Raw genomic sequence first — 26,608 nt, forward strand, 5'->3', positions numbered from 1 at the left:
TCTCGCACTTGCGTTCACCGGGAGCGTTCGCCAAGTTCAGCGGCCACGGTGCCAGGGCGGACGCGGAGGCCTCAGCGCGACGCCGCGTCCGCTCCGGCGACGCTCGACGAAAGACCACGAGTTCAGACCATGAGAGTGACTGTCGAGCGCGCGGCCCTCCTTCGTTCGCTCGGCCACGTGCATCGCGTGGTCGAGCGCCGCAACACGATTCCGATCCTCTCGAACGTGCTCCTGCGCGGCGGTCCGTCCGGCCTGGAGCTGCGCGCCACCGACCTCGACATTGAGGTGACGGAGACGATTCCCGCCGATGTGGCGGATCCCGGCGCCACTACGGTTCCGGCGCACGTGATCTACGACATCGTCCGCAAACTGCCCGACGGTGCCCAGGTCTCCCTAGAGACCAGCGGCGAGAGCGGCCAGATGACGATCCGCTCCGGGCGCTCGCGCTTCTCCCTGGGCGCCCTGCCGGAGGGCGATTTCCCCGACCTCGCGGCCGGCGAATTGCCGAACCGCTTCACCCTGGCGGCGGCCGACCTCAAGCGCCTCATCGAGAAGACGCAGTTCGCCATCTCCACGGAGGAGACGCGGTACTACCTCAACGGCATCTACCTTCACACCATCGAGTCCGAGGGCTCCCTGAAGATGCGGGCCGTCGCCACGGACGGTCACCGCCTCGCCCGCGTCGAGATCGAGGCGCCCGACGGCAGCCGCGACATGCCGGGCGTCATCGTGCCGCGCAAGGCGGTGGCCGAGATCATCAAGCTCGTTGAGGATGGCGGCGAGGGCGTCGAGATCGACCTGTCGGCGGCCAAGATTCGGTTTCGCTTCGCCAGCGGCGTGGTGCTGATCTCGAAGCTCATCGACGGCACCTTCCCGGATTACCAGCGGGTGATCCCGGCCGGGAACGACAAGTTTCTCACCGTCGAGCGCGATCAGTTCGCCCGCGCCGTCGACCGGGTCTCGACCATCTCGTCCGAGCGCGGTCGCGCGGTGAAGCTCGCCGTGCAGGAGGGCCGTCTCGCCCTGTCCGTCAACAATCCGGATTCGGGCAGCGCCACGGAAGAACTCGACGTCGATTACGACGCGCCGCCCCTCGATATCGGCTTCAACGCCCGCTACCTCCTCGACATCACCGGTCAGCTCGAGGGCGACACCGCCCTGTTCAAGCTCGCCGATCCCGGCTCGCCGACCCTGATCCAGGACCGCGAGGGCGCCCCCGCCCTCTACGTGCTGATGCCGATGCGGGTGTGACCGCGACGGGGTCGTCCATCCCCACCGATACGGCAAACGCGGATTCTGCCGCGGGCCGGGGCCTTCGCCTCACCCGCCTGATCTGCCGCGACTTCCGCAATCACGCCGACCTCGACCTCAGCGTCGGGCGGCGCTTCGTCGCCCTCGTCGGCGAGAACGGGGCGGGCAAGACCAACCTCTTGGAGGCCGTGTCGCTGTTCTCGCCGGGGCGCGGCCTGCGGCGAGCCGATCTCGCCGGCATGGCCCGCATCGGCGGCGCGGGCGGATTCGCCGTGTCCATGACCCTCGCGGCGGGCGAGGCGGAGCATCGGGTCGGCACCGGCTACGAGCCGCCGGGTCCGGACGGGCGCTCGGCGCGCCTGTGCCGGATCGACGGGGCCACGGCGCCCTCCCCCGTGGCGTTCTCCGAGTTCCTGCGGGTGGTGTGGCTGACCCCCGATTTCGATGCCCTGTTCCGGGGACCGGCCGGCGACCGCCGCCGCTTCCTCGACCGGCTGGTTCTCGCCGTCGATGCCACCCACGGCGCCAGGGTCAACGCCCTGGAGCGGGCCCTGCGCTCGCGCAACCGCCTCTTGGAGGAGCGCCCCAACGACGGGCAATGGCTCGACGCCATCGAACGCGAGGTCGCCGAACTCGGCGTCGCCGTGGCGCTGGCCCGGCGCGAGACCACGGAGCGCCTCGACCGGCTCATCGCGGAGGGCCGCGACGACACTCAACCCTTCCCGTGGGCGGCCCTGCGGCTGGAGGGCGACCTCGACGACCTCGTGGCCGTCTGGCCGGCTCTGGAGGCCGAGGATCGCTTCCGCATGGCCCTGCGCCAGGGCCGGGCCCGCGACCGCGCCGCCGGGCGCACCCTTAGCGGCCCCCAGACCAGCGATCTTGTGGTGCGCCACGGACCCAAGGACGTGCCCGCCGCCACCGCCTCCACGGGCGAGCAGAAGGCACTCCTCATCGGCCTCGTCCTCGCCCATGCGCGCCTCGTCCAGGCCATGTGCGGGATCGCGCCCCTCGTCCTCCTCGACGAGGTCGCCGCCCACCTCGACCCACGCCGTCGCGCCGGCCTGTTCGAGGCCCTGGACGCCTTGTCGGGGCAGGTCTGGATGACCGGGGCCGATCCGGCTTTGTTCGCGGAGCTTGAGGGGCGGGCCGATCGGGTGCAGATCGTCGACGGGCGCGTCGCGCCTGTCTGATTCCCCGGTGCGCCTGTGTCGATCTCCAGCCTCATCCTGTTCGCGGCCATCTATGCCGTGGCCGTTGCCTCCCCCGGTCCCGGCATCGCCGCCCTCGTGGCCCGCGTGCTGGCTCGGGGCACCGTCGGCATCGGCGCGTTCATCGGCGGCTTCGTGATCGGCGAGCTTTTCTGGTTCGGCATCGCGGCGGGCGGCGTCGCCCTGCTGGCGGACTCCCTGGCCGTAGTCTTCGTGGTCCTGAAGTATGTCGGCGCCCTGTATCTCGCCGTCCTCGCCTGGAAGGCCTGGACCGCCCCGGTCGACGGCATCACGGGCGCTCCCTTCGGGGGAGACAGCCCGGTGCGCGCGTTCCTGGGCGGCCTCGTCATCACCCTCGGCACCCCGAAGGTGATCCTGTTCTTCCTCGCGCTCCTGCCGGGCCTGGTCGATCTCGACCGCCTGACCGCGTCCGGCTTCGCCGAGATCGGCATCACCCTCGTGCTCGTCCTGAGCGGCATCCTGTCGGCCTATGCCGCCGCCGCCGCCCGCGCCCGGCGGATCTTCACTTCGGTTCGCGCGCGGCGGGCGATCCAGCGCGGCGCCGGCACCGTGATGGCGAGTGCGGCCGTGGCCATCGCGACGCGGTGATCCCGCGATCGCTCGAACAAGCGGTCGCGGGATCGGCCAGCCCGCGCGGCGCTTGAGGACAACCGAACGCCGCCATTCCGAAGGAATTCAGCGGCGTTCGAATGAGGGGTCAGGCGAGGGCGGACGGAATGTCGGTCCGGGAAAAGTCGTTGCCGATGAACAGCAGCGGGACATCGTGCGCCCGTGCGCAGGCATAGGCGAAACAATCGCCCATGTTGAGTTGTGCCGGATGGCCACGTCCCTTGCCGTAGCGGGCGTAAGCCGCAAGCGCGCCGTGCGCTTCCGTGTCGGTGAGGGCGACCACCCGGATACACGCCTGCTCCAAGAGTTCCCGAACCTCCCGCGCGGCCGCTTCCACCGATAAGCCTTTCTTCCTGCAAACGGCGCTGGCCGTCTCGAAGATGGCGAGGGCCGAAGTGATCGGGCGGTCCGCCGCTTCGAGGCAGCGAAACAGCGCGACGTCCTCCTGTTCTCCGGTGAGGACCGCCACCATGGCTGACGCATCGACGAACATCACGGCTCGCCGTTGAGCTCGTCGAAGAAAGCCTTGTCCGCGTCCAGCCCCGTATCCGGGTGACTGGCGATCCGTGCTCGTGCCGGCCGCATCCGCTCCAGCAGCGAGGGCTTGGCCTCGAGTCGCTCGACCTCACGCGTGAGGGCGATCCGCACCGCCTCGGTCTTGCTGACCCGGGCGAGGGCCGCCACCTTCTCGGCGAGGCGATTCACCTCCTCGCTTCGGATGTTGAGAGGCATTAGGATCGCTCCCGTGTAGACGGTGCGATGCTAGTGTCTACACAGTGGCCGTTCAAGCCGCCCTCCCGGACACCTCACCCAAGGTTCGCGATGACAAGCCGTCTCGACGAGGCCCGCGCCGCGTTGAAAAAGACCTTCGGCTACGACGACTTCCGCCCCGGCCAGGACGAGGTCATCGGCTCGGTCCTCGACGGCACCGACGTGTTCGCGGTGATGCCCACGGGGTCGGGTAAGTCGATGACCTACCAGTTGCCCGCCCTCGTGGAATCGTCCCTCACCGTGGTGGTCTCGCCGCTCATCGCCCTGATGCACGATCAGGTGCAGCAGATGCTCGGCTTCGGCGTCGCGGCGGCGACCCTCAACTCCTCCGTGGCCGAGGCGACGGCGCGCGAGACCTGGCGCCAGATCCGGAGCGGCGATCTACGGCTCCTGTTCGTTTCGCCCGAACGGCTGATGATGGAAGGGTTGATGGACGCCCTGCGGGGCGCCGGGGTGCGGCGCCTCGCCGTCGACGAGGCGCATTGCGTCTCACAATGGGGACACGATTTTCGCCCCGAATACCGCGACCTCGCCCGGGCCCGCGAGGCGCTTGGCAACGTCCAGACCGTGGCGCTGACGGCCACCGCCGACAAGGCGACGCGGGCCGACATCACCGAGCGGCTGTTCCCGGCGGGGCGCGAACTCAAGGCCTTCGTCCATTCCTTCGACCGGCCGAACATCCGTTTGACCTTCGTGCCGAAGGACAACCCCACCCGGCAGATCGAGCGCTTCCTCAAGCACCGGCGCTCGGAGAGCGGGATCATCTACTGCTCGTCGCGCAAGCGCACGGAGCAACTGGCCGAGACCCTGGCCAAGGACGGCTTCAACGCCCTGCCCTACCACGCCGGCCTCGACCAGGGCACGCGCATGAAGAATCAGGACATTTTCCTGCAGGAGGACGGGGTGGTGATAACCGCGACCGTGGCCTTCGGCATGGGCATCAACAAGCCGGACGTCCGCTTCGTCTGCCACGCCGACATGCCGTCCAACGTCGAGGGTTACTATCAGGAGATCGGCCGCGCCGGGCGCGACGGCCTGCCCGCCGACACCCTCACCATCTACGGCCTCGACGACATGGCCCTGCGCCGCCGCCAGATCGACGAGAAGGAGGTGCCGGACGAGCGCCGCCGCGTCGAGCGGCGCAAGCTCGAAGCGATGATCGCCCTGTGCGAGGGCGCCACCTGCCGCCGACAATCCCTCCTCGCCTATTTCGGCGAGGCGAGCGAGCCCTGCGGCCGCTGCGATCTCTGCCGCTCCGGCGTCTCCCTCGTCGACGCCACGGTGCCGGCCCAGAAGCTGCTCTCGGCCATCGTCCGCACGGGCCAGCGATTCGGCGCGGCTTACGTCTGCGACGTGGTGCACGGTAAGGAGTCGGACCCGATCCGCCGCAACGGCCACACCGCCCTGAAGACCTTCGGGGTGGGCGCCGACAAGCCGATAGCGGCTTGGCGCGCCATGCTGCGTCAACTGTTCGCGGCGGGAGCCGTCTCGGAGAACGGTGACGGCTTCGGTGGCCTATCTCTTACGGACAAGGGCGAGGCGATTCTGTTCGGCCGCGAGACGATCCAGATGCGGCCCGACCCCGAGCCGAAGGTCGCCGAGCCCCGCGACCGCAAGCGCGCTGCCTCTCGCGAAGATGCGAGCCTCGATCTCGATCCCGCCACCGAGGCCCTGTTCCAGCACCTGCGCGGCTTGCGCGCCACCATTGCGCGGGCGGAGGGCATCGCCGCCTTCATGGTGTTCCCCGATCGCACCCTCATCGAGATGGCGCGGATGAAGCCCGTCGATCTCTACGCCCTGCGCACGGTCCACGGCGTCGGCGAGCGCAAGCGCGAGGCGTATGGCGCCCGCTTCGTCGAGACCATCGCGGATTTCCTGTCGCATGCGCATGCCGGATCGGCCTGATGCGGTTTCGCACTCGTCGGATCTGATCCGGATCGTGTAGGGACGGGGTTCGCCGCCCTCTTCGCCGAGGAGCGCCCAAGCCCCTGGACCGGACGGACAGTCTCATCCCCGACGACGCTCCCCCCACCGAGATCCGGCCGCGCCAAGAATTTGAGGCCAGCCAAGAATTTGAGGCCAGCCGAGAAGCCCGGGCCAATCGAGAATCCCGGCCGCGTCAAGTCTTCTACATGCCGGGTTTCGACCCACGCGCGCCCGAGACCTATTGGGGGCTGTTTCGCCGGGAGAGCCGGCTCACCGCCGTCCGGCGCGACATGGCGATCACCGTCGGGGATCCCGTGCGATCCGCCGACGGCCTGCGCGTCGATTGGCGCGTCGAAGCCGACGGCGCCGAGACCCGCTATACCCTCCTGCGCTGGGACGACATCGTCGCCGCCCGGTTTCCCCGTGGCAACGCACGCCGCCTGCTCGCCGTGCCGGCCCTGTGGTGGCGCCTCGGCCGCTCGGGTTATCTGCGGCCGTTCCGTAAGGAGGCCCGGCGCTTCGCCCGGGTGATCCTCGGCGTCCACCTCATCTACCTCGTCCTCGTCGCCCTCAGCCTCGGCGCCGCCATCGGGCTCGCGCGGCTGTTGCCCCTGCCGCCCGGCCCCTGGGCCGTCGCCGCTACGATCCTGGCGGTGCCGGTACTCGCTTACGCCATTCTGGCCGGCCTGATGGTGGTGACGCGGGGCAAGCCGTTCTACGTGGCCCATCTCGTCGACGACACCGCCTTCACGCACGACCACGCCAGCGGGGCCGAAACGCGGATGCACGGGCGCCTCGACGCTTTCGCGGACGTCATCCGGGCGGCAGAGGAGGACGCGAGCGAGATCGTGGTCATCGGCCATTCCTCATCGAGCTTCCTCGGCCTCGAAGCCCTCGATCGGGTGCTCGCCCGCGATCCCGAGTTCGGCCGGCGCGGTACGCCGGTCTCGTTCGTCAGCATCGGCAGTGTGATTCCCTGGATCACCCTCGATCCCCGCGCCGATGCCGTGCGCGCCTCCCTCACCCGCGTCGCCGCCTCGAAGGCCATCGGCTGGCTCGACGTGCGGGCGAAATGGGATTGGCTCTCCATCCACCAGCGCAATCCCTTGAGCGCGTCGCGCCTCTCGACGCCCGTGTCGCACAGGCCCGTCGAGATCCATGTCCGAATCGAGGATCTGATCGAGAAGCGCATCCTCCAGCGCCGCAAGTGGAACCTGTTCCGGATGCACTTCCAACTGCTCATGTCGAGCCGCGATCCGGGGGCGTTCGACTACATCGCCTTCGTCGCCGGGCCCGAGCCGGTTCACGCCGCCATCCGGCGCTGGCGGAAGGTGTCCGCCCGGCCCAGGGCACGTGCCGTCGGCCGATCCCCCCGCGCATGAGGGGCTGCGCACGTCCGCGAGGCGGGTCCGGGTTGCCAGGGCGCTCCCTTACCCTCTAGAGCCGTCTCGACCGAGACGGACGCGCAAGGCGAGGCGACTTGCGAGGCATCGTGTCGAGAGGGTTCGCATGTTCCGTAACGATGTTCCGATCACTCCCGAACTCGTGCGCCAGCACGGCCTGACGCCCGACGAGTACGAGCGCTTCCGCGGCCTTATCGGCCGCGACCCGACGCTGACCGAACTCGGCATCGTCTCGGCCATGTGGAACGAGCACTGCTCGTACAAGTCTTCCCGCAAGCATCTGCGCGGCCTGCCGACCAAGGCGCCGTGGGTGATCCAGGGGCCGGGCGAGAACGCGGGCGTCATCGATATCGGCGACGGGCTGGCTTGCGTCTTCAAGATGGAGAGCCACAACCACCCGAGCTTCATCGAGCCCTACCAGGGCGCGACCACGGGTGTCGGCGGCATTCTTCGCGATGTGTTTACGATGGGAGCCAGACCCATCGCCGCCCTGAACGCCTTGCGCTTCGGCTCGCCGGACCATCCCCGCACCCGTCACCTCGTCTCCGGCGTGGTGGCGGGCATCGGCGGCTACGGCAATTCCTTCGGCGTGCCGACGGTGGGCGGCCTCATGGGCTTCCATTCCCGCTACGACGGCAACATCCTCGTCAACGCCATGGCGGTGGGCCTCGCCCGTACCGACGCGATCTTCTATGCGGCGGCCACGGGCGTCGGGAATCCCATCGTGTATCTCGGCTCGAAGACCGGCCGCGACGGCATCCACGGCGCCACCATGGCGTCGGCGGAGTTCGACGACGCCTCCGAGTCGAAGCGCCCCACCGTGCAGGTCGGCGACCCCTTCGCCGAGAAGCTGCTGCTGGAAGCCTGCCTCGAACTCATGGCGTCCGGTGCCGTCATCGCCATCCAGGACATGGGTGCGGCGGGCCTCACCTGCTCGGCCGTCGAGATGGGTGCCAAGGGCGATCTCGGCGTCGAACTCCACATCGAGAAGGTTCCGGCCCGCGAAGAGGGCATGACGGCCTACGAGATGATGCTGTCGGAGAGCCAGGAGCGCATGCTCATGGTGCTCAAGCCCGGCCTGGAAGCCGAGGCGGAAGCCATCTTCGTGAAGTGGGGCCTCGACTTCGCGATCATCGGCCACACCACCGATACCCTCCGCTTCGTGGTCAAACATGACGGCGTCGTCATGGCCGATCTGCCGATCAAGGAACTCGGTGACGAGGCGCCGCTCTACGACCGGCCGCATATCGCCAACACGCATCAGCCCGTGGTCCTGGCCTCCGAAGTGCCCGAGACCGTGGGCAGCGCCGAGGCACTGAAGCGCCTCATCGGCTCGCCGGACCTGTCGTCGAAGCGCTGGGTCTACGAGCAGTACGACCATTTCATCGGCGGCAACACCGTGCAGAAGCCCGGTGGCGACGCCGCCATCGTCCGGGTCGAGGACGGCCCCAAGGGCCTTGCCATGACGGCCGACGTCACGCCGCGCTACTGCGAGGCCGACCCCGTCGAGGGCGGGCGGCAGGCCGTGGCGGAGGCGTGGCGCAACCTCACGGCGGTGGGCGCGACGCCGCTGGCCATCACCGACAACCTGAATTTCGGCAACCCCGAGAAGCCCGAGGTCATGGGCCAGCTCGTCGGCTGCCTCAAGGGCATCGGCGAAGCCTGCCTCGCCCTCGATTTCCCCGTCGTGTCGGGCAACGTCTCCCTCTACAACGAGACCAACGGTGTGGGCATCCTGCCGACCCCCACCATCGGCGGCGTCGGCGTGCTCGCCGACGTGACCCGCCACGCCACGATCGGCCTCAAGCGCGAGGGCGACGTGCTGGTGCTGGTGGGCGAGACTGCCGGCTGGCTCGGCCAGTCCGCGTACCTCTCGGTCATCGCCGGTCGTGAGGAAGGGGCGCCGCCGCCCGTCGATCTCGCCGTCGAGCGCCGCAACGGCGACTTCGTGCGTGGTCTCATCGTTTCGGGTCAGGTCGACACCGTTCACGATCTCTCGGATGGCGGCCTCGCCGTGGCTCTCGCCGAGATGGCCCTGGCGGGCGGCCTCGGCGCCGCCCTGCCCGAGGTGCCGGCGGGGCTCGCACCCCACGCCTACCTCTTCGGTGAGGATCAGGCCCGCTACCTCCTCGCCGTCGATCCCGAGACGGCCCCCGACCTCCTCTACAGCGCCTCGGCCCAGGGGATCGACGCCCTCGTGGTCGGCGTCACGGGCGGCGACACCCTGACGCTGCCCGGCGGCGAGACGATCGCCGTCGCGGCGTTGCGCGAGGCCCATGAGGGCTGGCTGCCGGCCTACATGGCGAGCCAACCCGCGGGCGTGACCGCCTGAAAGGCCGTGGCCGCCTGAAGCCATTTCACAGGAGTTGATCCCATGCCGATGGATGCCCGCGAGATCGAGGCGATGATCCGGGAGGCCCTGCCCGACGCCCGGATCGAGATCAAGGATCTGGCCGGGGACGGTGACCACTACGCCGCCACCGTCCTGTCCGCCGCCTTCAAGGGCAAGACCCGGGTGGCCCAGCACCAGATGGTCTACGGCGCGCTGCAGGGGCGCATGGGGGGCGTGCTGCACGCCCTTGCGCTCACCACGGGCGTCCCACAGGATTGATGGACTTCCCCGGCATCCCCGAGGGCGGACGGATGGACCAGTCGAGCCTCTACGATGACGATATCGTGACCTGGGCCGAGCAGCAGGCTGCTGCCGTGCGCGCCCTCGCATCACGGCCCGATCTGTCGAACGCCCTCGATTGGGAGAACGTCGCCGAGGAGATCGAGAGCGTGGGGCGGTCTCAGATCCATGCCGTGGAAAGTCTGCTGGCCCAGACCCTGGCGCATCTTCTCAAGCGACTGTCCGCCCCCGGCGTCACCGCCGGGGATCATTGGCGCGAGGAGGCCGGGACGTTCCAGATCACGGCGATGGGTCGTTACGAGCGGTCCATGCGGCAGCGCCTGGACTGGAACAAGATCTGGTCCTCGGCACAGGCCTTGGCCACTCTCGGGCTGATCCGGTACGGGGACACCCTGATCCCCAACCTCCCCGTTCAATGCCCCCTGGGGCCGGACGAACTTCTCGTCAGCCCGTTCGATCTCGATGCCGCCCAGCGGCGTATCGCGGAATCGACGGTCTTGAAATCCGCCCGCAAATCCTGACCTCACCCGTACCGAACGACATCAAAGACAGGCGAAGCTCCCATGACCGATGCCAACACCACCATCAAGGCCGAGATCGAGTCCCAGGACGTGGTCGTGTTCATGAAGGGCACGCCGCAATTTCCCATGTGCGGCTTCTCGGGTCAGGTCGTGCAGATTCTCAACTACCTCGAAGTCCCGTTCAAGGGCGTGAACGTCCTGGACGACATGGCGATCCGCGAGGGGATCAAGGCTTTCTCCAACTGGCCGACGATCCCGCAGATCTACGTGAAGGGCGAGTTCGTCGGCGGCTGCGACATCACCCGCGAGATGTTCCAGTCGGGCGAATTGCAGCAGTTCCTGTCCGAGAAGGGCATTCCGGTGAAGGCCGCCCCCACGGCCGCCTGATCCGGCGCAACGCGGTTCGAGACGGAAAAGGGCGCCATGGGCGCCCTTTTTTATTTGAACGGCCTCACCGCCGGGCCGTTGGTTCATCGATCGGATGAACCCGGAGGCGCGCGATGTACGATGTCGTCATCGTCGGCGGCGGACCCGCCGGCCTCAATGCCGCGCTCATCCTCGGACGCTGCCGCCGGTCGGTACTCCTCCTCGACGCCGGAACGCCGCGCAACGCCGCCAGTCCGCGCAGCTGGGGCCTGTTCACCCGCGACGGCACCCCGCCCGATGCCCTGCGTCGGCAGGCGCGGGCCGACCTCGCCCGTTATCCCGACGTCGAATACCGCACGGCCGAGGTGACGCGGGCCCGTCGCGAGGGCGACAGCTTCGCCGTCGAGTTCGGCGACGGCGCGACCGAGCGGGCGCGTCGGCTGATCCTCGCCACGGGTTTGCGCCAGGACCTGCCCGAGATCGAGGGGTTCGACACCTACTGGGGGCACGGGGTTCATACCTGCCCGTATTGCGACGGTTACGAGAGCCGCGACCGACCCCTCGTCGCCTACGGCTCCGGCCATGCCGGCCTCGGTCTCGCCCTCGAACTCACCGTCTGGAGCCGGGACGTCACCCTGTGCACCGACGGGGATCCAGGAAGCCTGTCGGCGGCCGACCGCAGCCGCCTCGCCCGCACCGGCATCGCGGTGGAAGACGGCGCCGTGGCCCGCCTCACGGGACGGAGCGGCCGTGCGGAGCGCCTCGTCTTCGCGGATGGGAGCGAGCGGGCCTGCCGCGCCGTCTTCCTCGCGCCGGGGGGCACCCGCCCCTCGCCCCTCATCGCTCAACTCGGCTGCGATCTTTCGCCGAAGGGCACTGTGCCGACGGGGGATTACGAGAGCACGAACGTGCCCGGCCTCTACGTCGCCGGCGATGCCTCACGGCGGGTCCAATTCCTCGTGGTCGCGGCTGCCGAAGGGGCCATGGCGGCCTTCGCCATCAACACCGACTTGCTGAAGGCCGAATCCGCACGCCTGGGTGGCGCCTGAGCGAGCCCCGACGTCGCGATCCTGAGGAATCGAATGCAGTTCGTCTGTTCGTTTTACCGCCGGCCCCATCGGTGATTCGGTGGGCGGGGCCAGTCGAGAGAAATAGGGCGAGTTTGAGGCAACTTCTGGGCGGCTCGGAACGATGCCTCCGCCCATGGCTGGCTCATGGAGTCCGCCCCGTTCGCGAACTAAGTATTCACGTGTGGGGCCACACGCGAAAAATCGCCCGATCCACGCAATCGTAAATTAACCGTCAATTGCGGCGTGCATTCGGAACTCGTTGGCGTTATCCACGGTTTCTGCCAGTGACCGGGTCGCGGCTCCCTTTGGAGTCCTCAACGGCGCCGGGTCGGTGAACGCCATGCCAGTGTTCGAAGCCAAAAATCTCGATGCGGAGTTCGAAGGCCACGGGTTCCTCGCCGCCATCCTGCACCCATCGCAGGAGGCGCGGGCCAGGGCGCTGACACATGGACGCAACCGGGCGGCGCGGCCTTCCATGATGGCCGACCCCATGACCATGGAGACGCGCTTTCCCCCGTCCCCGCGCCAAGCGGAGATCGAAATCCAGGCGACCTGATCGCGTTCGTCGTGTCCGCCGCGCCTACCAGGTCTGAGCGGTGATGACACCCTGACGGGTCACCACGGCCCAGGCTCGGCCCCGACGCTCGATCGTCTCGATGCGGCCGACACCCGGTACCGTGTCGCCGATCCCGACCTCGACGAGACGACGCTTTCGATCCTCGAGGACTGCCACGCCATCGTAGACTTCACGCACGGCCCAATTGTCCGTGGCTGCGGGTTTCGGGACCGCATGGGCCTTCGCGTCCGCGATCGCCCCTGTTTCCGTCGGCTCCGAAACGACCTTGGCCGCGACGGGCGTGGCCGGAGCCGGGACGGGCGCCGCCGCGCGCTTGTCGATCTGTGCCGTCAAGGCCGCGAGGCGTCCCGTGTGATCCTTCTCGATCTGTTCGAATCGCTCGCTCATGGCGGTCAACTTCGCCGTGAGCCCCTGCTCGGCCCGTGCGATGCGTTCCAGGGTCGCGGTACCACGGGTGCGGGCCTCGCCGCGTCCCGCGTCGATGGTCTCCTGTGCATGGGCGAATTTCTTGCTGAGTTCGGCGAGGGCGGCGCCGACGCGGTCCGTCTCCGCCTGCGCCGCACCGAGGCGCTGCTGGATCGTCGCGAGCGCCGGGGCCGTGTTGTCGTCGGTCGCCGCAACGAGACGGGTGGCGCCGGCGCCGACGAGACCGCCCAGAACCATGGCAACCGCGGCGACGCCGTGGAGGCGCGGGTCGAGCCACAGCCGCCGGGCTGACGTCGCGAGGGGCGCGGGCTTGGCGTCGGCCTTCGCCCGCGCGCCCATCACCGCCTGCTTCAGCAGCCCTTCCGGCGAGGTGTCCGGCGCCGTGCCCACCGTATCCGTCATGACCCATGCTTCCCGAAGAACTCTGAAAGCATGGGTTAAGGATGCTTGTTTACCGAAGCGTTACCATACCGCTTCGGAAAGCCAGGGTTGGATTGCGAGACCCCGCGTCAGGCGGCCAGTCCCCGCTTGCGCAGGAGGGGATCGATACTGGGAAGCCGGCCACGGAAGGCCGTGTAGGCTTCGCCCGGATCGCGCAGGTTGCCCGCCCCGTAGACGTACTTGCGCAGGCGTGCCGCCGTCTCGGGGTGGAAGATATCCCCGGCCTCGCGGAACGCATCGAAGGCGTCGGCGTCGAGCACCTCCGACCACAGGTAGCTGTAGTAGCCCGCCGCGTAGCCGTCGCCCGAGAAGATATGGGCGAAATGCGGCGTGCGGTGGCGCATGGAGATCTCGGCCGGCATGGCGATGCGCTTCAGGGCCTCGGCCTCGAAGGCCAGGACGTCGAGGCCGTCCTCGCCCGCGCTCGACAGGTGCAGGGTCATGTCGACGATGGCCGACGCGGTGTACTCCACCGTGGCGAAGCCCTGGTTGAAGGTGCGGGCCGCGAGGAGGCGCTTCAGCAGATCCTCCGGCATCGGCTCACCGGTCCGGTGGTGGCGGGCGTGGCGGCGCAGGACCTCTGGCTGTTCCAGCCAGTGCTCGTAGAGCTGCGAGGGCAGCTCCACGAAATCGCCCGCCACCGCCGTGCCGGCAAGCAGGGGATAGGTCACGTCGGATAGGAGCCCGTGCAGGGCGTGGCCGAACTCGTGGAACAGGGTCCGGGCATCGTCGAAGGACAGCAGCGTCGCCTCGCCCTCGGGCGCGCGGGCGAAGTTCATGACGTTGACGATGATGGGCCGGACGGTGCCGTTGAGGCGTTCCTGCGAGCGGAAGGCGCTCATCCAGGCGCCGCTGCGCTTGGAAGCACGGGCGAAGTAGTCGCCCAGGAAAACGCCGACCTCCGTGCCGTCGGCATCGCGTACGGCCCAGGCGCGCACATCCGGGTGATAGCGCGGCACGTCCGGCAACTCCTCGAACCGCAGGCCGAACAGGCGCGTGGCCGTGTCGAAGGCAGCTTCGATCATCCGATCGAGGGAGAGGTACGGCTTGATCTCGCCCTCGTCGAGGCTGTGCTCGGCCCGGCGGAGCTTCTCCGCATAGTGGCGCCAATCGTGCCGCGCGAGGCTGAAGTTGCCGCCCTCCGCCTGGATCAGGTCCTGAAGCCGGTCGCGCTCGGCGGCGGCCTGCCGGTGGGCCGGTGTCCAGACATCGCGCAGCAGGGCCGTGGCGGCATCGGGATTGCCCGCCATGGTATCGGCGAGCTTGAAATGGGCGAAGCTCTCGAAGCCGAGGAGCCGGGCCCGCTCGGCGCGCAGGGCCACGATCTCGGCGATCAGCCCGCGATTGTCCGTCTCGCCCCCGTTCTCCCCGCGCTTCGACCACGCCTCGTAGGCCCGCTCGCGCAGGTCCCGCCGGGTGGAGAACACCAGAAATGGCTCGATGAGGGAGCGCGACAGGGTGATGACGTGGCTGTGCTCGCCGCCGCGTTCCCGGGCGGCCGAGGCCGCAGCGTCGCGCAGGAAGTCGGGTAGGCCGGCGAGATCCTCCTCACCGTCGAGGGGCAGGGCGAAGCCGCTCTCGTCGGCCAGCAGGTTCTGGCTGAAACGGGTTCCGAGTTCGGCCATGCGGCCGGCGATCTCGGCCATCCGCGTCTTGGCGTCGGAGGCAAGGTCCGCGCCCGAACGCCGGAAGCGCGTGCGGTAACGGTCGAGGACGCGGCGCTCCTCCGGTCCAAGGGCTTCGGCCTCGGCATCGACGGCCGAGATGCGGGCCCAGAGGTCGGGGTTGAGGTAGATGGCGCTGCCGTGGCGGGCGAGGCGCGGCGTGATGGCGCGCTCCACCGCCTGGAGGTCGGGGTTGGTGTGGCTGCCGCTGAGGTTGAAGAACACGCCGGCCACCCGGTCGAGGTCTTGCCCGGCCCGCTCCAGGGCGCCGACGGTATTGCCGAAGGTCGGTGCGTCGGGATTGTTCGCGATGGCCGCGATCTCGGCGTTGTGGACGTCCAGGGCCGCCTCGAAGGCCGGGAGGTAATGGGCGGGCGCGATGCGCTCGAACGGCGGCAGGCCGTAGGGCGTCGCCCAGACGGGCTCCGCGAACGGTCCGGTGGCGGCGTCGGGGGTCACGGGAGCGGCGGTCATGGCTGTCCTGGCGTTCGGGGCGGTTCTGCGGCGGAACCTAAGGCCCCGTCCGTCCGGGCGCAAAGGCCGGCGCGCGTCATTGCGCGGCGGCTGTTGCTCGGCTGCTCTTGTTCCGTCCCCTCGATGCCCCGATCGTGTGCGCCCCGGACGGCCACGGCGCGACGACCGTGGCGGCCGGACAGGATCGGATCCGGATGTCTTCGCGCCCCCTCGCCGCCCTGATCCGTCGCGGGGTCGCCCTCACCAGCCTCTTCGCGTTGTCGGCCCTCTCCCCGTCATGGGCGCAGGCCGAAACGGTCCCCCCGGTGCCGCCGGCCCGCCCGGCGGACCTCACCGAGCCGCCCGCCCCAGTCGTCGAGGCCCCGCGCCCGCCCGAGCGTCCGCCCGAACTCTCCGGCCCGGCGGCAAGGTCCGAAGCCACCAAACCCGATGCGACGAAGACCGAGGATGGCCCCCTCACCCCGCCGCCCGGTTCTCCACCCCCCTTGCCCCCGGCCCGCCCGGCCGAACTCTCCGGCGAAGCAGCCCTCGCCCTCACGGTGTCGGCGACGGACGACACGGCGTGCCGGCGGCGCCTGGAGCGCCTCGGGGCTCGCTTCGAACCCCTGCCCGCCCTGTCGGACGGCCAGTGCGGCGCCGCGCGGCCCCTGAAGCTCACGGCCCTCGGCGACGGCCTCGCCGTGACGCCGCCCGCGACCCTGGTCTGCGGTGCCGCCGAAGCCCTGGCGCGCTGGGCCGTCGAGGCGCAGGTGCTGGCCGAGCGCGACCTGTCCCGCCCCCTCGCGGGTCTCACCCTCGGCACCACCTATCTCTGCCGGGGACAGAATCACGATCCCGAGGCGAAGCTCAGCGAGCACGCCTTCGCCAACGGCATCGACGTGATGGCGTTCAGCTTCTCCGGGCGCCCCGACATCGCGGTGGCGTCCCTCCCCGAGGGAACGCCGGAGGCGGCGTTCCTGGCGCATGCCCGCGCCACGGCCTGCGGATTCTTCCGCACGGTCCTGGGACCGGGCACCGACGCCGCCCATGGCAACCACCTTCACCTCGATGAGCGCGAGCGCACCGCCGGCCACCGCCTCTGCCAATGATAGCGGCCTGAGCGGAACGCCTTCACGCCTGGAACGGCTTCGTGTCTGGAGCGGCTTCATGTCTGGAACGGCTTGGGGGCCGTCGCGCTTGTTCCGCCGACATGGGCGGTGGCGCCCCGGCACGGATACGGACTTCGAACGATGCGGCGATTTTCGACGGTGGGCGGTGTGTCCCTGTTGGCCCTGGCCTGTCTTGTCGGCGGCGCCTCGGCGGCTCCCGACAAGCAGCCCTCGAAGGAGGCTCCCGTTCGGTCGGAGCCGACCCGAAGCGACGCGCCGCCGGCCCTGACCCGCGAGAGCATCGACGCCGCCGTCTTCACCGAGGGCGCCGAGCCCAACGGGAGCGAGACGGAGAAACCCAAGAAGGACACCGCGAAAAAAGCCGACGACAAGCGCCCGGACCCTATCCTCGTGAAGGTGCAGGTTCTGCTGGACCGGGCGCATTTCTCGCCCGGCGCCATCGACGGCCTCGACGGCGACAACCTGCGGGGCGCCCTCTCGGCCTTTGCCGTCGCCAACGGCCTGCCCGCCACGACGAGCCTGAACGCCGCCCTGTTCGACACGCTCAAGGCTACGCGCGCGGACCCGGTGGTGACGGACTACACCGTGACCGAGGCCGATGCCGCCGGCCCTTACGTCTCCAAAATCCCGCCCAAGATGGAGGATCAGGCCGATCTCGACACTTTAGGCTACACCAACGCGCGCGAGATGCTGGCCGAGCGGTTCCACATGGCGCCATCCCTCCTCGAAGCCCTGAACCCCGGCAAACCGTTCGACAAGGCCGGCACGGTGATCGCCGTCGCGGCGGTGCCGCCCCTGGAGACGGGCAAGCCGAGTGCCGAGGACAGGAAGCGCATGGACAAGGACGTCGTCCGGGTCACCGTCGACAAGGAGACCCGCCATGTTCGGGCCTTCGACAAAGCGGGCAAGCTCGTGGCGTTCTACCCGGCCTCGATCGGCAGCGAGGAGAAGCCGGCGCCCTCGGGGGAAGCCACCGTCAAGGGCGTCGCCTTCGCGCCAACCTACACCTACAATCCGAAATACGCGTTCAAGGGCGTGAAGGCGAAGGAGAAGTTCGAGATCAAGCCCGGCCCGAACAATCCCGTGGGCGTGGTGTGGATCGACCTGTCGATCCCCTCCTACGGCATCCACGGTACGCCGGAGCCCGAGAAGGTCGGCAAGACCGAATCGCACGGCTGCATCCGCCTGACCAACTGGGACGTGCGCGATCTGGCGGGCCGGATCGAGCCCGGCGCCAAGGTCACGTTCGCGGAGGATTGATCCGGAAGAGCCCCGCGAGGCCGACGAGCGCGGCGTCGCCGAGGAAGGCCAGGGCGGCGGTGGCCGTGGTGCCCTGAAGCATCGGCACGATGTTCTGGTTCTGCAGACCGGCGACGATGGGGGTGCCGAGCGTGTTGGCGCCCGCGAGCGCCCCCACGGCGGCCGTCGCGACGGCGAGCACCAGGGCCGTGCGCAGACTCTCGACGACCTCCGGCGCGGCGAGCGGCAGCTCGACCCGGGCGAGGATTTGCCGCCGGGTCAGGCCCATGGCCTCGGCCGCCGCCTTCGCATCCGGTGGGACGGCCGCGAGGGCACCCGCCGTTCCGCGCAAGAGCGGCATCACCCCGTAGGCGACGAGGGCCAGCAGGGTCGGGGGACCGCCGAAGCCGAGGATCGGCAGGGCAAGGGCCACGGTGACCACCGGCGGCACCGCCTGCGCGCCGGCCGCGAGGGCGTCGAGGGCCGGGCGCAGGGGCGCGGCGCCTTCGCGGGTCGCGAGAATACCGAGACCGATACCGAGGATCGCCACGAGGGCGAATCCCGTGCCGGCGAGGACGAGGTGCTGCCCGGCCAGGGCGAGCAGGCGATCGACGTCGAGGGCCCGGCGTGGCGCCTCCCCGAGGGCGCCCGCGATCCGGGTCGCCACGGCGGGGTGGCTCATGGCCGCGAGGACGAGGCCGGTCGCCGCCACGGAGACGAGGGGACGACCGCTCATGCCGGATCCCGCGCGCGCATTCGGTCTTCCAGGGTGCTCAAGGCGCCCTCAACCGTGAGCGACAGGGCCACGATGGGGATCGCCCCGAGGAGGATGAGGTCGGGGGCGAACTGGGCCATGCCGTCGAGGACGATTCGGCCGAGGCCCCCCGCGCCCACCAAGGCCCCCAGGGTGGCGAGGCCGAGGGCCTGCACCGCCGCGACCCGCAGGGCGCCGACGAGCTGGGGCGCCCCGAGTGGCAGGCGCAGGCGCAGGAGGATCTGCGTTTCGGTGAGGCCGAGGCCCCGCGCCGCATCGAGGCTGTCGCGGTCGGGCGCCCGCAGGGCCGCCGTGAGGCCGCGCCAGAAGGGCAGCAGTAGATAGGCCGCGATCCCCACCATGGCGGGAGCCGGCCCGAGGGCGGAAAGGCCCAGCTCGCGCAGGGCCGGCGCGAGGCGCAGCAGGCCACCCGTGAGCGCCACGAGGGCGCCGAGCAGGGCCACCGCCGGAATCACCTGCACGCCGCCGAGCACGATCGCCACGAGATCCTGCCCGCGCCGCCACGCGGTGAGGGCGACGGCGGCCGGGATCGCCAGCCCCAGGCCGCCGCCGGCCAGGGCGAGGTGCTCCCATAGGGCGGCGTGGACCGTCTCGCGCCGGGCCGCGTATTCGATGGCGAGGGACAGGGCGTCGAAGGCGCCGGCCCGACCGGCGAGGACGAGGGTGACGAGGAGGCCGCAGGCAACGCCGGGGCCGAGGCCGGGGCGGCGGACGCGTCGCGTGGCGAGCCCGAAAGCGGTGGCGAACCACAGGGCCGCGAGCCAGGCCCCCGCTCCGAGGCCTGCCCGCGCCGCCGGGGGTTGATCCGCCATCCGCAGGGCGGCGCCGTGCCCCAGCCCCCAGGCGAGGAGACCGCCGGCCGCGAGGATCAGCGCCAGGGCGACGCCACCCGCCCGCCGTCCGGACGACGCGGCGAGGAGACCGGCCGCGACGGCGCCGCCGCCGAAGATCGCGGGCAACGCGGGGCCGAGGACGGCTGCCCCCGTCACCGGGACGCCGGGCACGAGGCGGTTCGCCGCGACGACGAGGAGCGGTTCCCGGAGGAGAACCCACGCCAAGCCTGCCACGGCGATGAGGGCCGCCACGACCGAAAGGCGGCGCGACGGCGCGGCGCGGCCCCTCGCGACGGGTGAAGGGGGCCGGGTCATAAGAGGCCGCGCGCGGTGAGGTGGGCGCGCGCCACGGCCTCGGCCACGGCGCCTTCCACGGTGATGCGGGCGTTGAGGGCCCGCAGGGTCGGGGCGTCGAGCGCCGTGAAAATGCGGGCGAGGGCCGGTCGGATGTCCGGATGGCGCGTGAGGATTTCGGCGCGGATCACCGGGGCGACCTCGTAGACGATCTGCGCGCCCTTCGGGTCGCCCATCACCACGAGGTCGAGAGCATCGAGGGCGCCGTCGGTGCCGTAGACCATGCCGGCATTGATCCCGCTGATGCCCTGCGCCGCCGCCCGCGCCGTCACCGCCGTGTCGCCGCCCGGCAGGCTGACGATGCGGTCGAGGGGCAGGTGGAAGCCGTAGGCCGCTTCGAAGGACGGCAGGGCGGCGGGGCTCTCGACGAACTCCGTCGAGGCGGCGAGGCGGATGGACCCGGCCGTCACGGCGCGGGCGAAATCCGCCATGGTGGCGAGGCTTTCGCGGCGCGCCAATGCGCCGTTGACGGCGATGAGCCAAGTGTTGTTGGCCGGCGCCCGCTCCAGCCAGACGAGGCCGCGCGCGGCGTCGGCCCGGCGGATGGTTTCGTAGGCGCCCTCCGAGGTCTTCCAGGCGGGATCGTCCACCGTATCGGTGAAGAAGGCGCCGTTGCCGGTGTATTCCGGCGCGAGGTCGATCTCGCCCGCCAGCAGGGCCTTGCGCAGGATGAGGGTCGGCCCGAGGCCGAGGCGACGTACCACCGTGAGCCCGAGGGCTTCGAGGGCTAGGGCGATCATCGCCCCCGTCAACGCCCCCTCCGTGTCGCTCTTCGACGCGACGACCACGGGGGCGGCTCCCCTCGCCGGCCGCGTGGCGAGGATGGCGGCTCCCGCGAGGCTTCCAAGCGCCATGCGTCGGGATGGGGAGCGGGACGCGGCGCGATCCGGCCTGTGATTCGTGGGCGCGACTCGCGGTGGCGGTGTCACGAGCGTTAGAGACGCAAATGTATCACTTCGTAACATCCATGGTCCTTGGCGACGCTCTAACCCGGTGAGGCGCTTGACACGCCCGGCGGAACGGGCGACGGCTCGCTACGTCCTTGAGGAGTCTCCGCTCCCTGGGATCATCGGCTACGTTGTCGTGCTCACGATCCATGACGCCGTCCAGCGGCGCCAGGGGTCGGTTTCGAGACTCCATCTTTGCAGCAAGCCTCCTCTGCATACGACGTTCCGGAGTCCGGAGCGGATCGAAGGGAAGAATCCTCGGCGTGAGTGCTCAAGTGAACGAAGACCTTTTGAACGGGGCTCGCGTGCTTGTCGTCGAGGACGAGGCCGCGATCTCGATGCTCCTCGAGGACATGCTGCTCGATTTCGGCTGCACGGTGGTTGGCCCTGCCGCCCGCCTGTCCACGGCCCTCGAAATGGCCGCCTCCGAGACGTTCGAGGTTGCGATCCTCGACGTGAACGTGGCGGGCGAGCCGATCTATCCGGTGGCCGAGGCCATCGTGAAGCGCAACCTCCCCATCGTGTTCTCGACGGGCTACGGCGGCGCCGGAATCCGCGAGCCCTTTCGTGATCGCCCGGTGGTGCAGAAGCCGTTCAGTCAGGCCGATCTCAAGCGCACCCTGCTGGCAGCCGTCGCCGCCGCGCGGGGCTGAGCCTCACCGCTCCTCCAGGGGAAACGCGTCGGCCACATGCCTCGGCCAGCGCCGGGGGGGCACCAGGACCGCATCCGCCCGCAGGGTGAAATCGGCGCAGGCCGGATGCGCCGCGAGCCAGGCCCGGGCGGCCCGTGAGAACCGCGACCGCTTGCGGCCGTCGATGGCCGCCAGGGCGGTGTCCAGGGTCGCCCGCGCCTTGACCTCGACGAACGCGATCGTGCGTCCGCGCCGCATCACGAGGTCGATCTCGCCGCCCGCCGCGCCGTAGCGTCGGGCGAGGGGCCAATAACCCTTCAGCATCAGCGCCAGGAGCGCCCGTGTCTCGCCCGACAGGCCGCGCCCATGGGTCGCGAGGCGCCGCTCCGCGGCCCTGTCGTGGCCCTCAGGCGTCATCGTCGGACCGCCGCGACAGCGCCAGGGCGCGGGCATAGACCACGCGGCGCGGCTGGCCGGTCTCGTCGGCCACCAGGGCGGCGGCATCCTTGATGGAGTGCCGGGCGAGCGCGGCCTGGAGCGCCGCATCGAGACCCGCATCGGTCTCCGCCTCGCTGGGTTCGTCCGTGGCCGTGCCGATGATCACCACGATCTCACCCTTCGGTGCCCCCTCCTCCGCGAAGGTCGCGGCGAGGTCGCCGAGGCTGCCGCGCCGGATGGTCTCGTAGAGTTTGGTCAACTCGCGGGCGACCGCCGCCGGACGCCCGGCGCCGAGGATGTCGGTGGCGTCGCCAAGCATCTCCGGCAGGCGGTGGGGCGATTCGAACAGCACCAGGGTGCCGGGCACCCCGGCGAGGGCTTCGAGGCGGTTGCGGCGGGCGCCCGCCTTCTGCGGTAGGAAGCCCTCGAAGAAGAACCGGTCGGTGGGCAGGCCGGCCGCCACGATGGCGGTCATCACCGCCGAGGGGCCGGGAATCGGCGTGATGCGCAAGCCCGCCTCGATGGCGGCCTGGACGAGCTTGAAGCCGGGGTCCGAGACGAGGGGCGTGCCTGCGTCGGACACCAGGGCCAGGGCCTCGCCGGCCTGCATCCGGGCGATCATCCGCTCGCGCACGGCGGCGTTGGAATGCTCGTGGTAGGCCACCAGCGGCGTGGTGATGCCGTAATGCATGAGCAGCGTCCGGGTCACCCGCGTGTCCTCGGCCAGCACCGCATCGGCCGCCGCCAGGGTGGCGAGGGTCCGGAACGACACGTCCCTGAGGTTGCCGATGGGCGTCGCGACCACGTGCAGACCCGGATCGAGGGGCTCGGCCTCCGCCGCCAGGCCGAAGGCCGTGAAGGTCGAGGCGGGTTTGGAGACCGTCGAGGAGCCATCCCTGCGGGGGCGGCCGGGCTTGTCGCTGCGCTGTGTCATGGCGGGGACCATGCCATGCCGGCCCCCTCGGGCGGAATGCACGCACCCATCGGCACGCACATTTACTTTTCGCGCCCACACACCCACCCTGGATCGACGACCGACGACAAGGGACCGCGATGGAACGCGCGAAGTGGCGACTCTCGGGCCTCGTGAGCGGCGGCGCCCTCGTGCTGGCGACCCTGACGGGCTGCATCGGCGGGCCGGACGCAGATGCGCGCCTCGGACGCCGGGCGCCGCCGGTGCTGGCCGAGGCCTCGCCGGACGATGGCCTGCCGCCGGCGAATACGGGGCTGCCGCTCCCTGCCTCTCCGGGGACCCGGATCGGCAGCGGGCCGGTCAAGGTCGCCCTGGTGGTACCGCTCACCGGGCCGGGGGCGGCCGTAGGGTCGGCTCTGCGCAACGCCGCCGAACTCGCCGTCGAGGAGTTTCAGAAATCCGATCTGCAGATCCTGGTCCAGGACGATCGCGGCACGCCGGAGGGCGCCCGCGCGGCGACACAGACGGCCCTCGCCGATGGCGCCGAACTCGTGCTCGGTCCGCTCTTCGCCGCCAATGTCCAGGCCGCCGCTGGGGCGGCCCGCGCCACGGGCAAGCCGGTCATCGCCTTCTCGACGGATGCTGCGGTGGCGGCGCGCGGTGTCTATCTCTTAAGCTTCCTGCCGCAGGCGGAGGTCGACCGCATCGTCGGGGAGGCCGTCGCCAAGGGACGGCGCTCCTTCGCGGCCCTGATCCCGGACAACAGCTACGGCAACGCCGTCGAGGCGCAGTTCCGTGAGGCGGTGGCGCACAAGGGCGGTCGCCTCGTCGGCATCGAGCGCTATGCCCCCGGCAGTCCTGGTCCGGCCGTGGCCCGGCTCGCCGGCCTCATCACCGGCGGCGGCGCCCAGGCCGATGCCCTGTTCCTGCCCGATACCCCGGACGGCCTCGCCAGCCTCGATCCGGTGCTGACGAAGGCTGGGTTCTCGCCGGCCCGGGTCAGGCCCCTCGGTACGGCGGTGTGGAACGATCCCAGGGCCTTCGCCCTGCCCGCCCTCCAGGGCGGCTGGTTCGCCGCTCCCGATACCGCCGGGTTCGCGGGCTTCTCCCAACGCTATCAGGCCCGCTTCGGGGCGCCGCCGCTCCGCGTGGCGACCCTGGCGTACGATGCCGTGTCGCTCGTGGCGGCGCTCAGCCGGCAATACGGTTCGCAGCGTTTCGCCGACGCGACCCTCACCAATCCAGCCGGCTTCTCCGGGATCGACGGCACCTTCCGGTTCCGGCCGGATGGCCCGAGCGACCGGACGCTCGCCGTGTCCGAAATCCGCAGCGGCGCCCCGGTGGTGATCAGCCCGGCGCCGCGCGTGCTCGGACGGCCCGGAACCTGAGTTCTACGCCGCCAGGGCGGCCACCAGGGCGTTGAGGACGGGCGCCCCGCGCGGGGTGGCGGCGATGCGGCCGTCGGGGCGGCGCACCACGAGGCCGTCCGTCACGAGGCCGTCGATCCGGGCGGGGTTGAGGGACCGGCCCTTCAGGGCGGCGTAACGGGCAGGGTCGATCCCCTCCGCGAGGCGCAGGCCCATCATCAGGAACTCGTCCCCCTGATCGGCGGCCGACAGGGCCTCGGTCTCGACGATGCCGTGGCCGTCCGCCTCGACCCGGGCGAGCCAAGCCTCGGGCGCCCGCTCGGTGACGGTGCCGAAGCGACCCCCGGGGCCGACGAGGCGGCCATGGGCGCCGGGACCGATCCCCGCATATTCGCCGTAGCGCCAATAGAGGAGGTTGTGGCGCGACTGCGCACCGGGGCGGGCGTGGTTGGAGATCTCGTAGGCGGCAAGCCCCGCGCGGTCGCAGACCTCCTGGGTCACGTCGTACAGGGCGCGGGCGTGGTCGTCGTCGGGCGGCACGAGGCGGCCGGTGGCGGCGAGCCCGAAGAACGGCGTGCCGGGCTCGATGGTGAGCTGATAGAGCGACAGGTGCTCGGCCGCCCGCGCGATGGCTTGTTCCAGTTCGGCCCGCCACGCCGCCACGGTCTGGTCGGGGCGGGCATAGATGAGGTCGAAGGAATAGCGCTCGAAATGCGTGGCTGCGACCGCCACCGCCGCCATGGCCTCCTGTGCCGTATGGAGCCGGCCGAGGCCCTTAAGGGCAGCGTCGTCCATGGCCTGGACGCCGAGGGACACGCGGTTCACCCCCGCCGCCCGGTAGCCGCGAAACCGCTCGGCCTCGACGCTCGTCGGGTTCGCCTCCAGGGTGATTTCGATGTCCTGGGCCGTCGCCCATGCCCCCGCGATGGCGTCGAGCAAACCCGCCACGGTGGCGGGCCGCATCAGGGACGGGGTGCCGCCGCCGAGGAAGATGCTGGAGACCGTGCGGCCCGGCGTGCGCGCCGCCATGTGGGCGATCTCGGCCCGGAAGGCCGCGAGGTAGCGCGCCTCGTCCACGGGTGCGTGGCGCACGTGGCTGTTGAAGTCGCAATACGGGCACTTCGCGGCGCAGAAGGGCCAATGGACGTAGACCCCGAAGCCCGCGTCGCGGGTCGGATGGTCCGGGCCTGTCGGTTCGGTCATGCGGGCGATGTGCGCGTGCGGGCGGCGTTTGGCAATCCCGGTCTCCGATGGCGCAGGGCCACCCGGAAAGTCCTTCCGTCCCGAACTGGGGCATCGGAGAGCATTTTATTTTCGCATCGCGCGCATTGTCTTCAGGCAAGATTAACCAAGTCGCCGTTTACTCACAGTCACTTACGATCAGTTCCTCCCACGACGGCGAACCCTGTTGCCGCCTCGGAGCCGCGCGCGGCGTCGCACGGGTCCGTGACCGGCGACGGCTGCCCGAACGGGACCCGCGTCACGAGTCGAGTTCCCATGACCTATGTCGCGCTTCGCTCGCGCCGCTGGCCGCAGCAGGACCGCCGCCGTCGCCGCAACCGTGCCCTGCTCGCCGTTTCGGTGGGGGCCCTCGGCCTCGTCGGTGCCCGCCTCTCCGGCTGGGGCGAGGGCCTGCCGCAGGAGCGCCCGGCGGAGCCGTCGCGCGTCGCCGTGGCTGCCGAACCGGCGGTTCGGCCCCTCCCGGCAGCCTATGCCTGGATGCTCGATCCGACACCCGCCCTGGGAAATTCCGGTCACGCCGTCGCCCTGCCCCTGGCCTCCGACTTCCAGCGATTCGCCACGGCGTCCGTAGCGTCCCCGGCCACCATGGCCCAGGCGGAATCGCCGGCCGAGCCCGCGATCCCGGCCGCGCGGATCGCCGCCACCCCGGCGGCCCTGCCGGAGCGGGTCGCTTTGGCAACGCCCTTGGCGACGCCGCTGCCGGTGCGGCGCCCGGCCGAGTTCCGGCGCGGGCCGGTGAGCACCCCCGTGGCCGTCACCGCCCGCCTCACCCGGCGTCCGGCGATGCCCTCGACCCAGAGCGTGTTCCGGGCGGCCGGGGTGGAGGAGCCGTCGCTGTTCGACCGTCTGTTCGGCGACGCCCCCGCTCCCACGGCCCTCGGCTACGCCGCCGTGGAGACGGCGCCGGACGCGATTCCATCGCGCCAACGCCTCGTGCCAGCCCCGATGGCGGGGGCCGGGATCGCGGTCTACGATATCAGTGCGAGCCGCGTGACCCTGCCCAGCGGCGAAGTGCTGGAGGCGCATTCGGGCCTCGGCCCCGCCCAGGACAATCCGCGCCACGTGCACCTGACCATGCGCGGGGCGACGCCGCCCGGCACATACGACCTGCGCGAGCGCGAGGCCCTGTTCCACGGGGTGCGGGCGATCCGCCTCAACCCCGTCGGCGGTCCCGCCGCCATCCACGGCCGGGTCGGCCTCCTGGCGCATACCTACATGCTCGGACCCAGCGGCGCCTCGAACGGCTGCGTCGTGTTCCGCGACTACAACCGCTTCCTGCAGGCGTTCCTGCGCGGTGAGGTCCAGCGCCTCGTGGTGGTGGCCGGCAACGGCCAGGACGGCCCGCCCGCGAGCGGCCGCCGCTACGGCATGGCCGACCGCTCGCAGAACGGTGGGTGAT

26 protein-coding genes are annotated in these 26,608 nt (G+C 70.7%); 16 read left to right on the forward strand and 10 right to left on the reverse strand.

All coding sequences use genetic code 11. The features are described from left to right. Nucleotides 1-129 precede the first annotated feature (129 nt). From dnaN to BM249_RS09505, 3 genes are read left to right on the forward strand one after another with little or no spacing between them, the layout of a single operon-like run. Entirely contained in the window at nt 130-1,251 is a 1,122-nt protein-coding gene (dnaN, locus tag BM249_RS09495) for a DNA polymerase III subunit beta (RefSeq protein WP_091971200.1), read from the forward strand. Nucleotides 1,252-1,268: 17 nt separating this feature from the next. Then, complete coding sequence (gene recF, locus BM249_RS09500; RefSeq protein ID WP_091971293.1) at nt 1,269-2,441, forward strand: DNA replication/repair protein RecF; 1,173 nt, start codon at nt 1,269-1,271, stop codon at nt 2,439-2,441. A gap of 15 nt (nt 2,442-2,456) precedes the next feature. After that, nucleotides 2,457-3,068 carry a LysE family translocator gene (locus BM249_RS09505; protein WP_091971203.1) on the forward strand — a complete coding sequence of 204 codons (612 nt, stop codon included), beginning with the start codon at nt 2,457-2,459 and terminating at the stop codon, nt 3,066-3,068. Nucleotides 3,069-3,177: 109 nt separating this feature from the next. On the opposite strand, the gene BM249_RS09510 is transcribed toward BM249_RS09505, so the two are convergent. Both BM249_RS09510 and BM249_RS09515 read right to left on the reverse strand, forming a co-directional pair. Then, entirely contained in the window at nt 3,178-3,582 is a 405-nt protein-coding gene (locus BM249_RS09510; RefSeq protein WP_091971205.1) for a type II toxin-antitoxin system VapC family toxin, read from the reverse strand. After that, complete coding sequence (locus tag BM249_RS09515; RefSeq protein ID WP_091971207.1) at nt 3,582-3,821, reverse strand: type II toxin-antitoxin system VapB family antitoxin; 240 nt, start codon at nt 3,819-3,821, stop codon at nt 3,582-3,584. Before BM249_RS09515 ends, BM249_RS09510 begins: the two co-directional genes overlap by 1 nt. Before the next feature lie 90 nt (nt 3,822-3,911). On the opposite strand from BM249_RS09515, the gene recQ reads away from it, so the two are divergent. From recQ to BM249_RS09555, 8 genes are all read left to right on the forward strand, one after another. After that, nucleotides 3,912-5,765: a DNA helicase RecQ gene (recQ, locus tag BM249_RS09520; protein WP_091971208.1), complete on the forward strand. Its 1,854-nt coding sequence runs from the start codon at nt 3,912-3,914 to the stop codon at nt 5,763-5,765. A 227-nt stretch (nt 5,766-5,992) separates the two neighbouring features. Beyond that, nucleotides 5,993-7,168, forward strand: a complete 1,176-nt coding sequence (locus tag BM249_RS09525) for a hydrolase (protein ID WP_091971210.1) — start codon at nt 5,993-5,995, stop codon at nt 7,166-7,168. Between the two features lie 127 nt (nt 7,169-7,295). Next, complete coding sequence (gene purL / locus BM249_RS09530) at nt 7,296-9,521, forward strand: phosphoribosylformylglycinamidine synthase subunit PurL (protein ID WP_091971211.1); 2,226 nt, start codon at nt 7,296-7,298, stop codon at nt 9,519-9,521. Between the two features lie 42 nt (nt 9,522-9,563). Then, the gene (locus BM249_RS09535; RefSeq protein WP_056095688.1) at nt 9,564-9,800 is read left to right on the forward strand and encodes a BolA family protein; all 237 of its coding nucleotides are present in this window, start codon (nt 9,564-9,566) and stop codon (nt 9,798-9,800) included. After that, nucleotides 9,800-10,342, forward strand: coding sequence for a DUF29 domain-containing protein (locus BM249_RS09540; RefSeq protein ID WP_244528664.1), 543 nt, complete (start codon nt 9,800-9,802; stop codon nt 10,340-10,342). The genes BM249_RS09535 and BM249_RS09540 overlap by 1 nt, the downstream gene beginning before the upstream one ends. A gap of 42 nt (nt 10,343-10,384) precedes the next feature. Further along, on the forward strand, nt 10,385-10,729 hold the full coding sequence (grxD, locus tag BM249_RS09545; RefSeq protein ID WP_091971213.1) for a Grx4 family monothiol glutaredoxin: 345 nt from the start codon (nt 10,385-10,387) through the stop codon (nt 10,727-10,729). Between the two features lie 113 nt (nt 10,730-10,842). Further along, on the forward strand, nt 10,843-11,757 hold the full coding sequence (locus tag BM249_RS09550) for an NAD(P)/FAD-dependent oxidoreductase (protein WP_091971215.1): 915 nt from the start codon (nt 10,843-10,845) through the stop codon (nt 11,755-11,757). Nucleotides 11,758-12,037: 280 nt separating this feature from the next. Continuing rightward, a complete protein-coding gene (locus BM249_RS09555) occupies nt 12,038-12,334 on the forward strand; it encodes a hypothetical protein (RefSeq protein WP_244528665.1) in 297 nt (98 codons plus the stop codon). Nucleotides 12,335-12,358: 24 nt separating this feature from the next. Here BM249_RS09555 and BM249_RS09560 read toward each other — a convergent pair whose 3' ends face one another. Both BM249_RS09560 and BM249_RS09565 read right to left on the reverse strand, forming a co-directional pair. Further along, complete coding sequence (locus tag BM249_RS09560; protein WP_091971219.1) at nt 12,359-13,183, reverse strand: hypothetical protein; 825 nt, start codon at nt 13,181-13,183, stop codon at nt 12,359-12,361. A gap of 107 nt (nt 13,184-13,290) precedes the next feature. After that, nucleotides 13,291-15,360: a M3 family metallopeptidase gene (locus BM249_RS09565; RefSeq protein ID WP_091971220.1), complete on the reverse strand. Its 2,070-nt coding sequence runs from the start codon at nt 15,358-15,360 to the stop codon at nt 13,291-13,293. Nucleotides 15,361-15,554: 194 nt separating this feature from the next. On the opposite strand from BM249_RS09565, the gene BM249_RS09570 reads away from it, so the two are divergent. Further along, nucleotides 15,555-16,448 (forward strand): extensin-like domain-containing protein, encoded by an 894-nt coding sequence (locus tag BM249_RS09570; RefSeq protein ID WP_177232373.1) that lies wholly within the window; start codon nt 15,555-15,557, stop codon nt 16,446-16,448. A gap of 141 nt (nt 16,449-16,589) precedes the next feature. Then, nucleotides 16,590-17,729, forward strand: a complete 1,140-nt coding sequence (locus BM249_RS09575) for a L,D-transpeptidase family protein (protein WP_091971222.1) — start codon at nt 16,590-16,592, stop codon at nt 17,727-17,729. On the opposite strand, the gene BM249_RS09580 is transcribed toward BM249_RS09575, so the two are convergent. Genes BM249_RS09580 through BM249_RS09590 form a run of 3 tightly spaced genes read right to left on the reverse strand, consistent with a single transcriptional unit; the run spans nt 17,710 to nt 20,524 of the window. Continuing rightward, complete coding sequence (locus BM249_RS09580) at nt 17,710-18,444, reverse strand: ABC transporter permease (RefSeq protein WP_091971223.1); 735 nt, start codon at nt 18,442-18,444, stop codon at nt 17,710-17,712. The genes BM249_RS09575 and BM249_RS09580 overlap by 20 nt on opposite strands. Continuing rightward, the gene (locus BM249_RS09585; protein ID WP_244528666.1) at nt 18,441-19,568 is read right to left on the reverse strand and encodes an ABC transporter permease; all 1,128 of its coding nucleotides are present in this window, start codon (nt 19,566-19,568) and stop codon (nt 18,441-18,443) included. The genes BM249_RS09580 and BM249_RS09585 overlap by 4 nt, the downstream gene beginning before the upstream one ends. A 59-nt stretch (nt 19,569-19,627) precedes the next feature. Beyond that, nucleotides 19,628-20,524, reverse strand: a complete 897-nt coding sequence (locus tag BM249_RS09590) for a glycine betaine ABC transporter substrate-binding protein (protein ID WP_091971227.1) — start codon at nt 20,522-20,524, stop codon at nt 19,628-19,630. A 356-nt stretch (nt 20,525-20,880) separates the two neighbouring features. Between BM249_RS09590 and BM249_RS09595 the strand changes: the two genes are divergently transcribed. Next, nucleotides 20,881-21,270 carry a response regulator gene (locus tag BM249_RS09595; protein ID WP_091971228.1) on the forward strand — a complete coding sequence of 130 codons (390 nt, stop codon included), beginning with the start codon at nt 20,881-20,883 and terminating at the stop codon, nt 21,268-21,270. A 3-nt stretch (nt 21,271-21,273) separates the two neighbouring features. On the opposite strand, the gene BM249_RS09600 is transcribed toward BM249_RS09595, so the two are convergent. Continuing rightward, nucleotides 21,274-21,666 carry a YraN family protein gene (locus BM249_RS09600; RefSeq protein ID WP_091971298.1) on the reverse strand — a complete coding sequence of 131 codons (393 nt, stop codon included), beginning with the start codon at nt 21,664-21,666 and terminating at the stop codon, nt 21,274-21,276. After that, on the reverse strand, nt 21,656-22,621 hold the full coding sequence (rsmI, locus tag BM249_RS09605; RefSeq protein ID WP_091971300.1) for a 16S rRNA (cytidine(1402)-2'-O)-methyltransferase: 966 nt from the start codon (nt 22,619-22,621) through the stop codon (nt 21,656-21,658). The genes BM249_RS09600 and rsmI overlap by 11 nt, the downstream gene beginning before the upstream one ends. Nucleotides 22,622-22,740: 119 nt before the next feature. Here rsmI and BM249_RS09610 point away from each other — a divergent pair, with 119 nt between their 5' ends. Further along, a complete protein-coding gene (locus BM249_RS09610) occupies nt 22,741-23,988 on the forward strand; it encodes a penicillin-binding protein activator (RefSeq protein ID WP_091971230.1) in 1,248 nt (415 codons plus the stop codon). Nucleotides 23,989-23,991: 3 nt separating this feature from the next. On the opposite strand, the gene hemW is transcribed toward BM249_RS09610, so the two are convergent. Further along, nucleotides 23,992-25,170 carry a radical SAM family heme chaperone HemW gene (gene hemW, locus BM249_RS09615; protein WP_091971232.1) on the reverse strand — a complete coding sequence of 393 codons (1,179 nt, stop codon included), beginning with the start codon at nt 25,168-25,170 and terminating at the stop codon, nt 23,992-23,994. Between the two features lie 294 nt (nt 25,171-25,464). Between hemW and BM249_RS09620 the strand changes: the two genes are divergently transcribed. Continuing rightward, nucleotides 25,465-26,607, forward strand: coding sequence for a DUF2778 domain-containing protein (locus tag BM249_RS09620; RefSeq protein ID WP_091971234.1), 1,143 nt, complete (start codon nt 25,465-25,467; stop codon nt 26,605-26,607). Nucleotide 26,608 lies beyond the last annotated feature (1 nt).

Origin of the sequence: Methylobacterium gossipiicola (assembly GCF_900113485.1) — a bacterium.
GTDB classification, from domain to species: domain Bacteria; phylum Pseudomonadota; class Alphaproteobacteria; order Rhizobiales; family Beijerinckiaceae; genus Methylobacterium; species Methylobacterium gossipiicola.

Bases quoted from the DNA above. Each gene is read 5' to 3' on its own strand.
- dnaN (WP_091971200.1), top strand. From the start codon at position 130: ATGAGAGTGACTGTCGAGCGCGCGGCCCTCCTTCGTTCGCTCGGCCAC.
- BM249_RS09510 (WP_091971205.1), bottom strand. From the start codon at position 3,582: ATGTTCGTCGATGCGTCAGCCATGGTGGCGGTCCTCACCGGAGAACAG.
- BM249_RS09515 (WP_091971207.1), bottom strand. From the start codon at position 3,821: ATGCCTCTCAACATCCGAAGCGAGGAGGTGAATCGCCTCGCCGAGAAG.
- recQ (WP_091971208.1), top strand. From the start codon at position 3,912: ATGACAAGCCGTCTCGACGAGGCCCGCGCCGCGTTGAAAAAGACCTTC.
- BM249_RS09525 (WP_091971210.1), top strand. From the start codon at position 5,993: ATGCCGGGTTTCGACCCACGCGCGCCCGAGACCTATTGGGGGCTGTTT.
- purL (WP_091971211.1), top strand. From the start codon at position 7,296: ATGTTCCGTAACGATGTTCCGATCACTCCCGAACTCGTGCGCCAGCAC.
- BM249_RS09535 (WP_056095688.1), top strand. From the start codon at position 9,564: ATGCCGATGGATGCCCGCGAGATCGAGGCGATGATCCGGGAGGCCCTG.
- BM249_RS09540 (WP_244528664.1), top strand. From the start codon at position 9,800: ATGGACTTCCCCGGCATCCCCGAGGGCGGACGGATGGACCAGTCGAGC.
- grxD (WP_091971213.1), top strand. From the start codon at position 10,385: ATGACCGATGCCAACACCACCATCAAGGCCGAGATCGAGTCCCAGGAC.
- BM249_RS09550 (WP_091971215.1), top strand. From the start codon at position 10,843: ATGTACGATGTCGTCATCGTCGGCGGCGGACCCGCCGGCCTCAATGCC.
- BM249_RS09560 (WP_091971219.1), bottom strand. From the start codon at position 13,183: ATGACGGATACGGTGGGCACGGCGCCGGACACCTCGCCGGAAGGGCTG.
- BM249_RS09565 (WP_091971220.1), bottom strand. From the start codon at position 15,360: ATGACCGCCGCTCCCGTGACCCCCGACGCCGCCACCGGACCGTTCGCG.
- BM249_RS09570 (WP_177232373.1), top strand. From the start codon at position 15,555: ATGTCTTCGCGCCCCCTCGCCGCCCTGATCCGTCGCGGGGTCGCCCTC.
- BM249_RS09575 (WP_091971222.1), top strand. From the start codon at position 16,590: ATGCGGCGATTTTCGACGGTGGGCGGTGTGTCCCTGTTGGCCCTGGCC.
- BM249_RS09580 (WP_091971223.1), bottom strand. From the start codon at position 18,444: ATGAGCGGTCGTCCCCTCGTCTCCGTGGCGGCGACCGGCCTCGTCCTC.
- BM249_RS09590 (WP_091971227.1), bottom strand. From the start codon at position 20,524: ATGGCGCTTGGAAGCCTCGCGGGAGCCGCCATCCTCGCCACGCGGCCG.
- BM249_RS09600 (WP_091971298.1), bottom strand. From the start codon at position 21,666: ATGACGCCTGAGGGCCACGACAGGGCCGCGGAGCGGCGCCTCGCGACC.
- rsmI (WP_091971300.1), bottom strand. From the start codon at position 22,621: ATGACACAGCGCAGCGACAAGCCCGGCCGCCCCCGCAGGGATGGCTCC.
- BM249_RS09610 (WP_091971230.1), top strand. From the start codon at position 22,741: ATGGAACGCGCGAAGTGGCGACTCTCGGGCCTCGTGAGCGGCGGCGCC.
- hemW (WP_091971232.1), bottom strand. From the start codon at position 25,170: ATGACCGAACCGACAGGCCCGGACCATCCGACCCGCGACGCGGGCTTC.
- BM249_RS09620 (WP_091971234.1), top strand. From the start codon at position 25,465: ATGACCTATGTCGCGCTTCGCTCGCGCCGCTGGCCGCAGCAGGACCGC.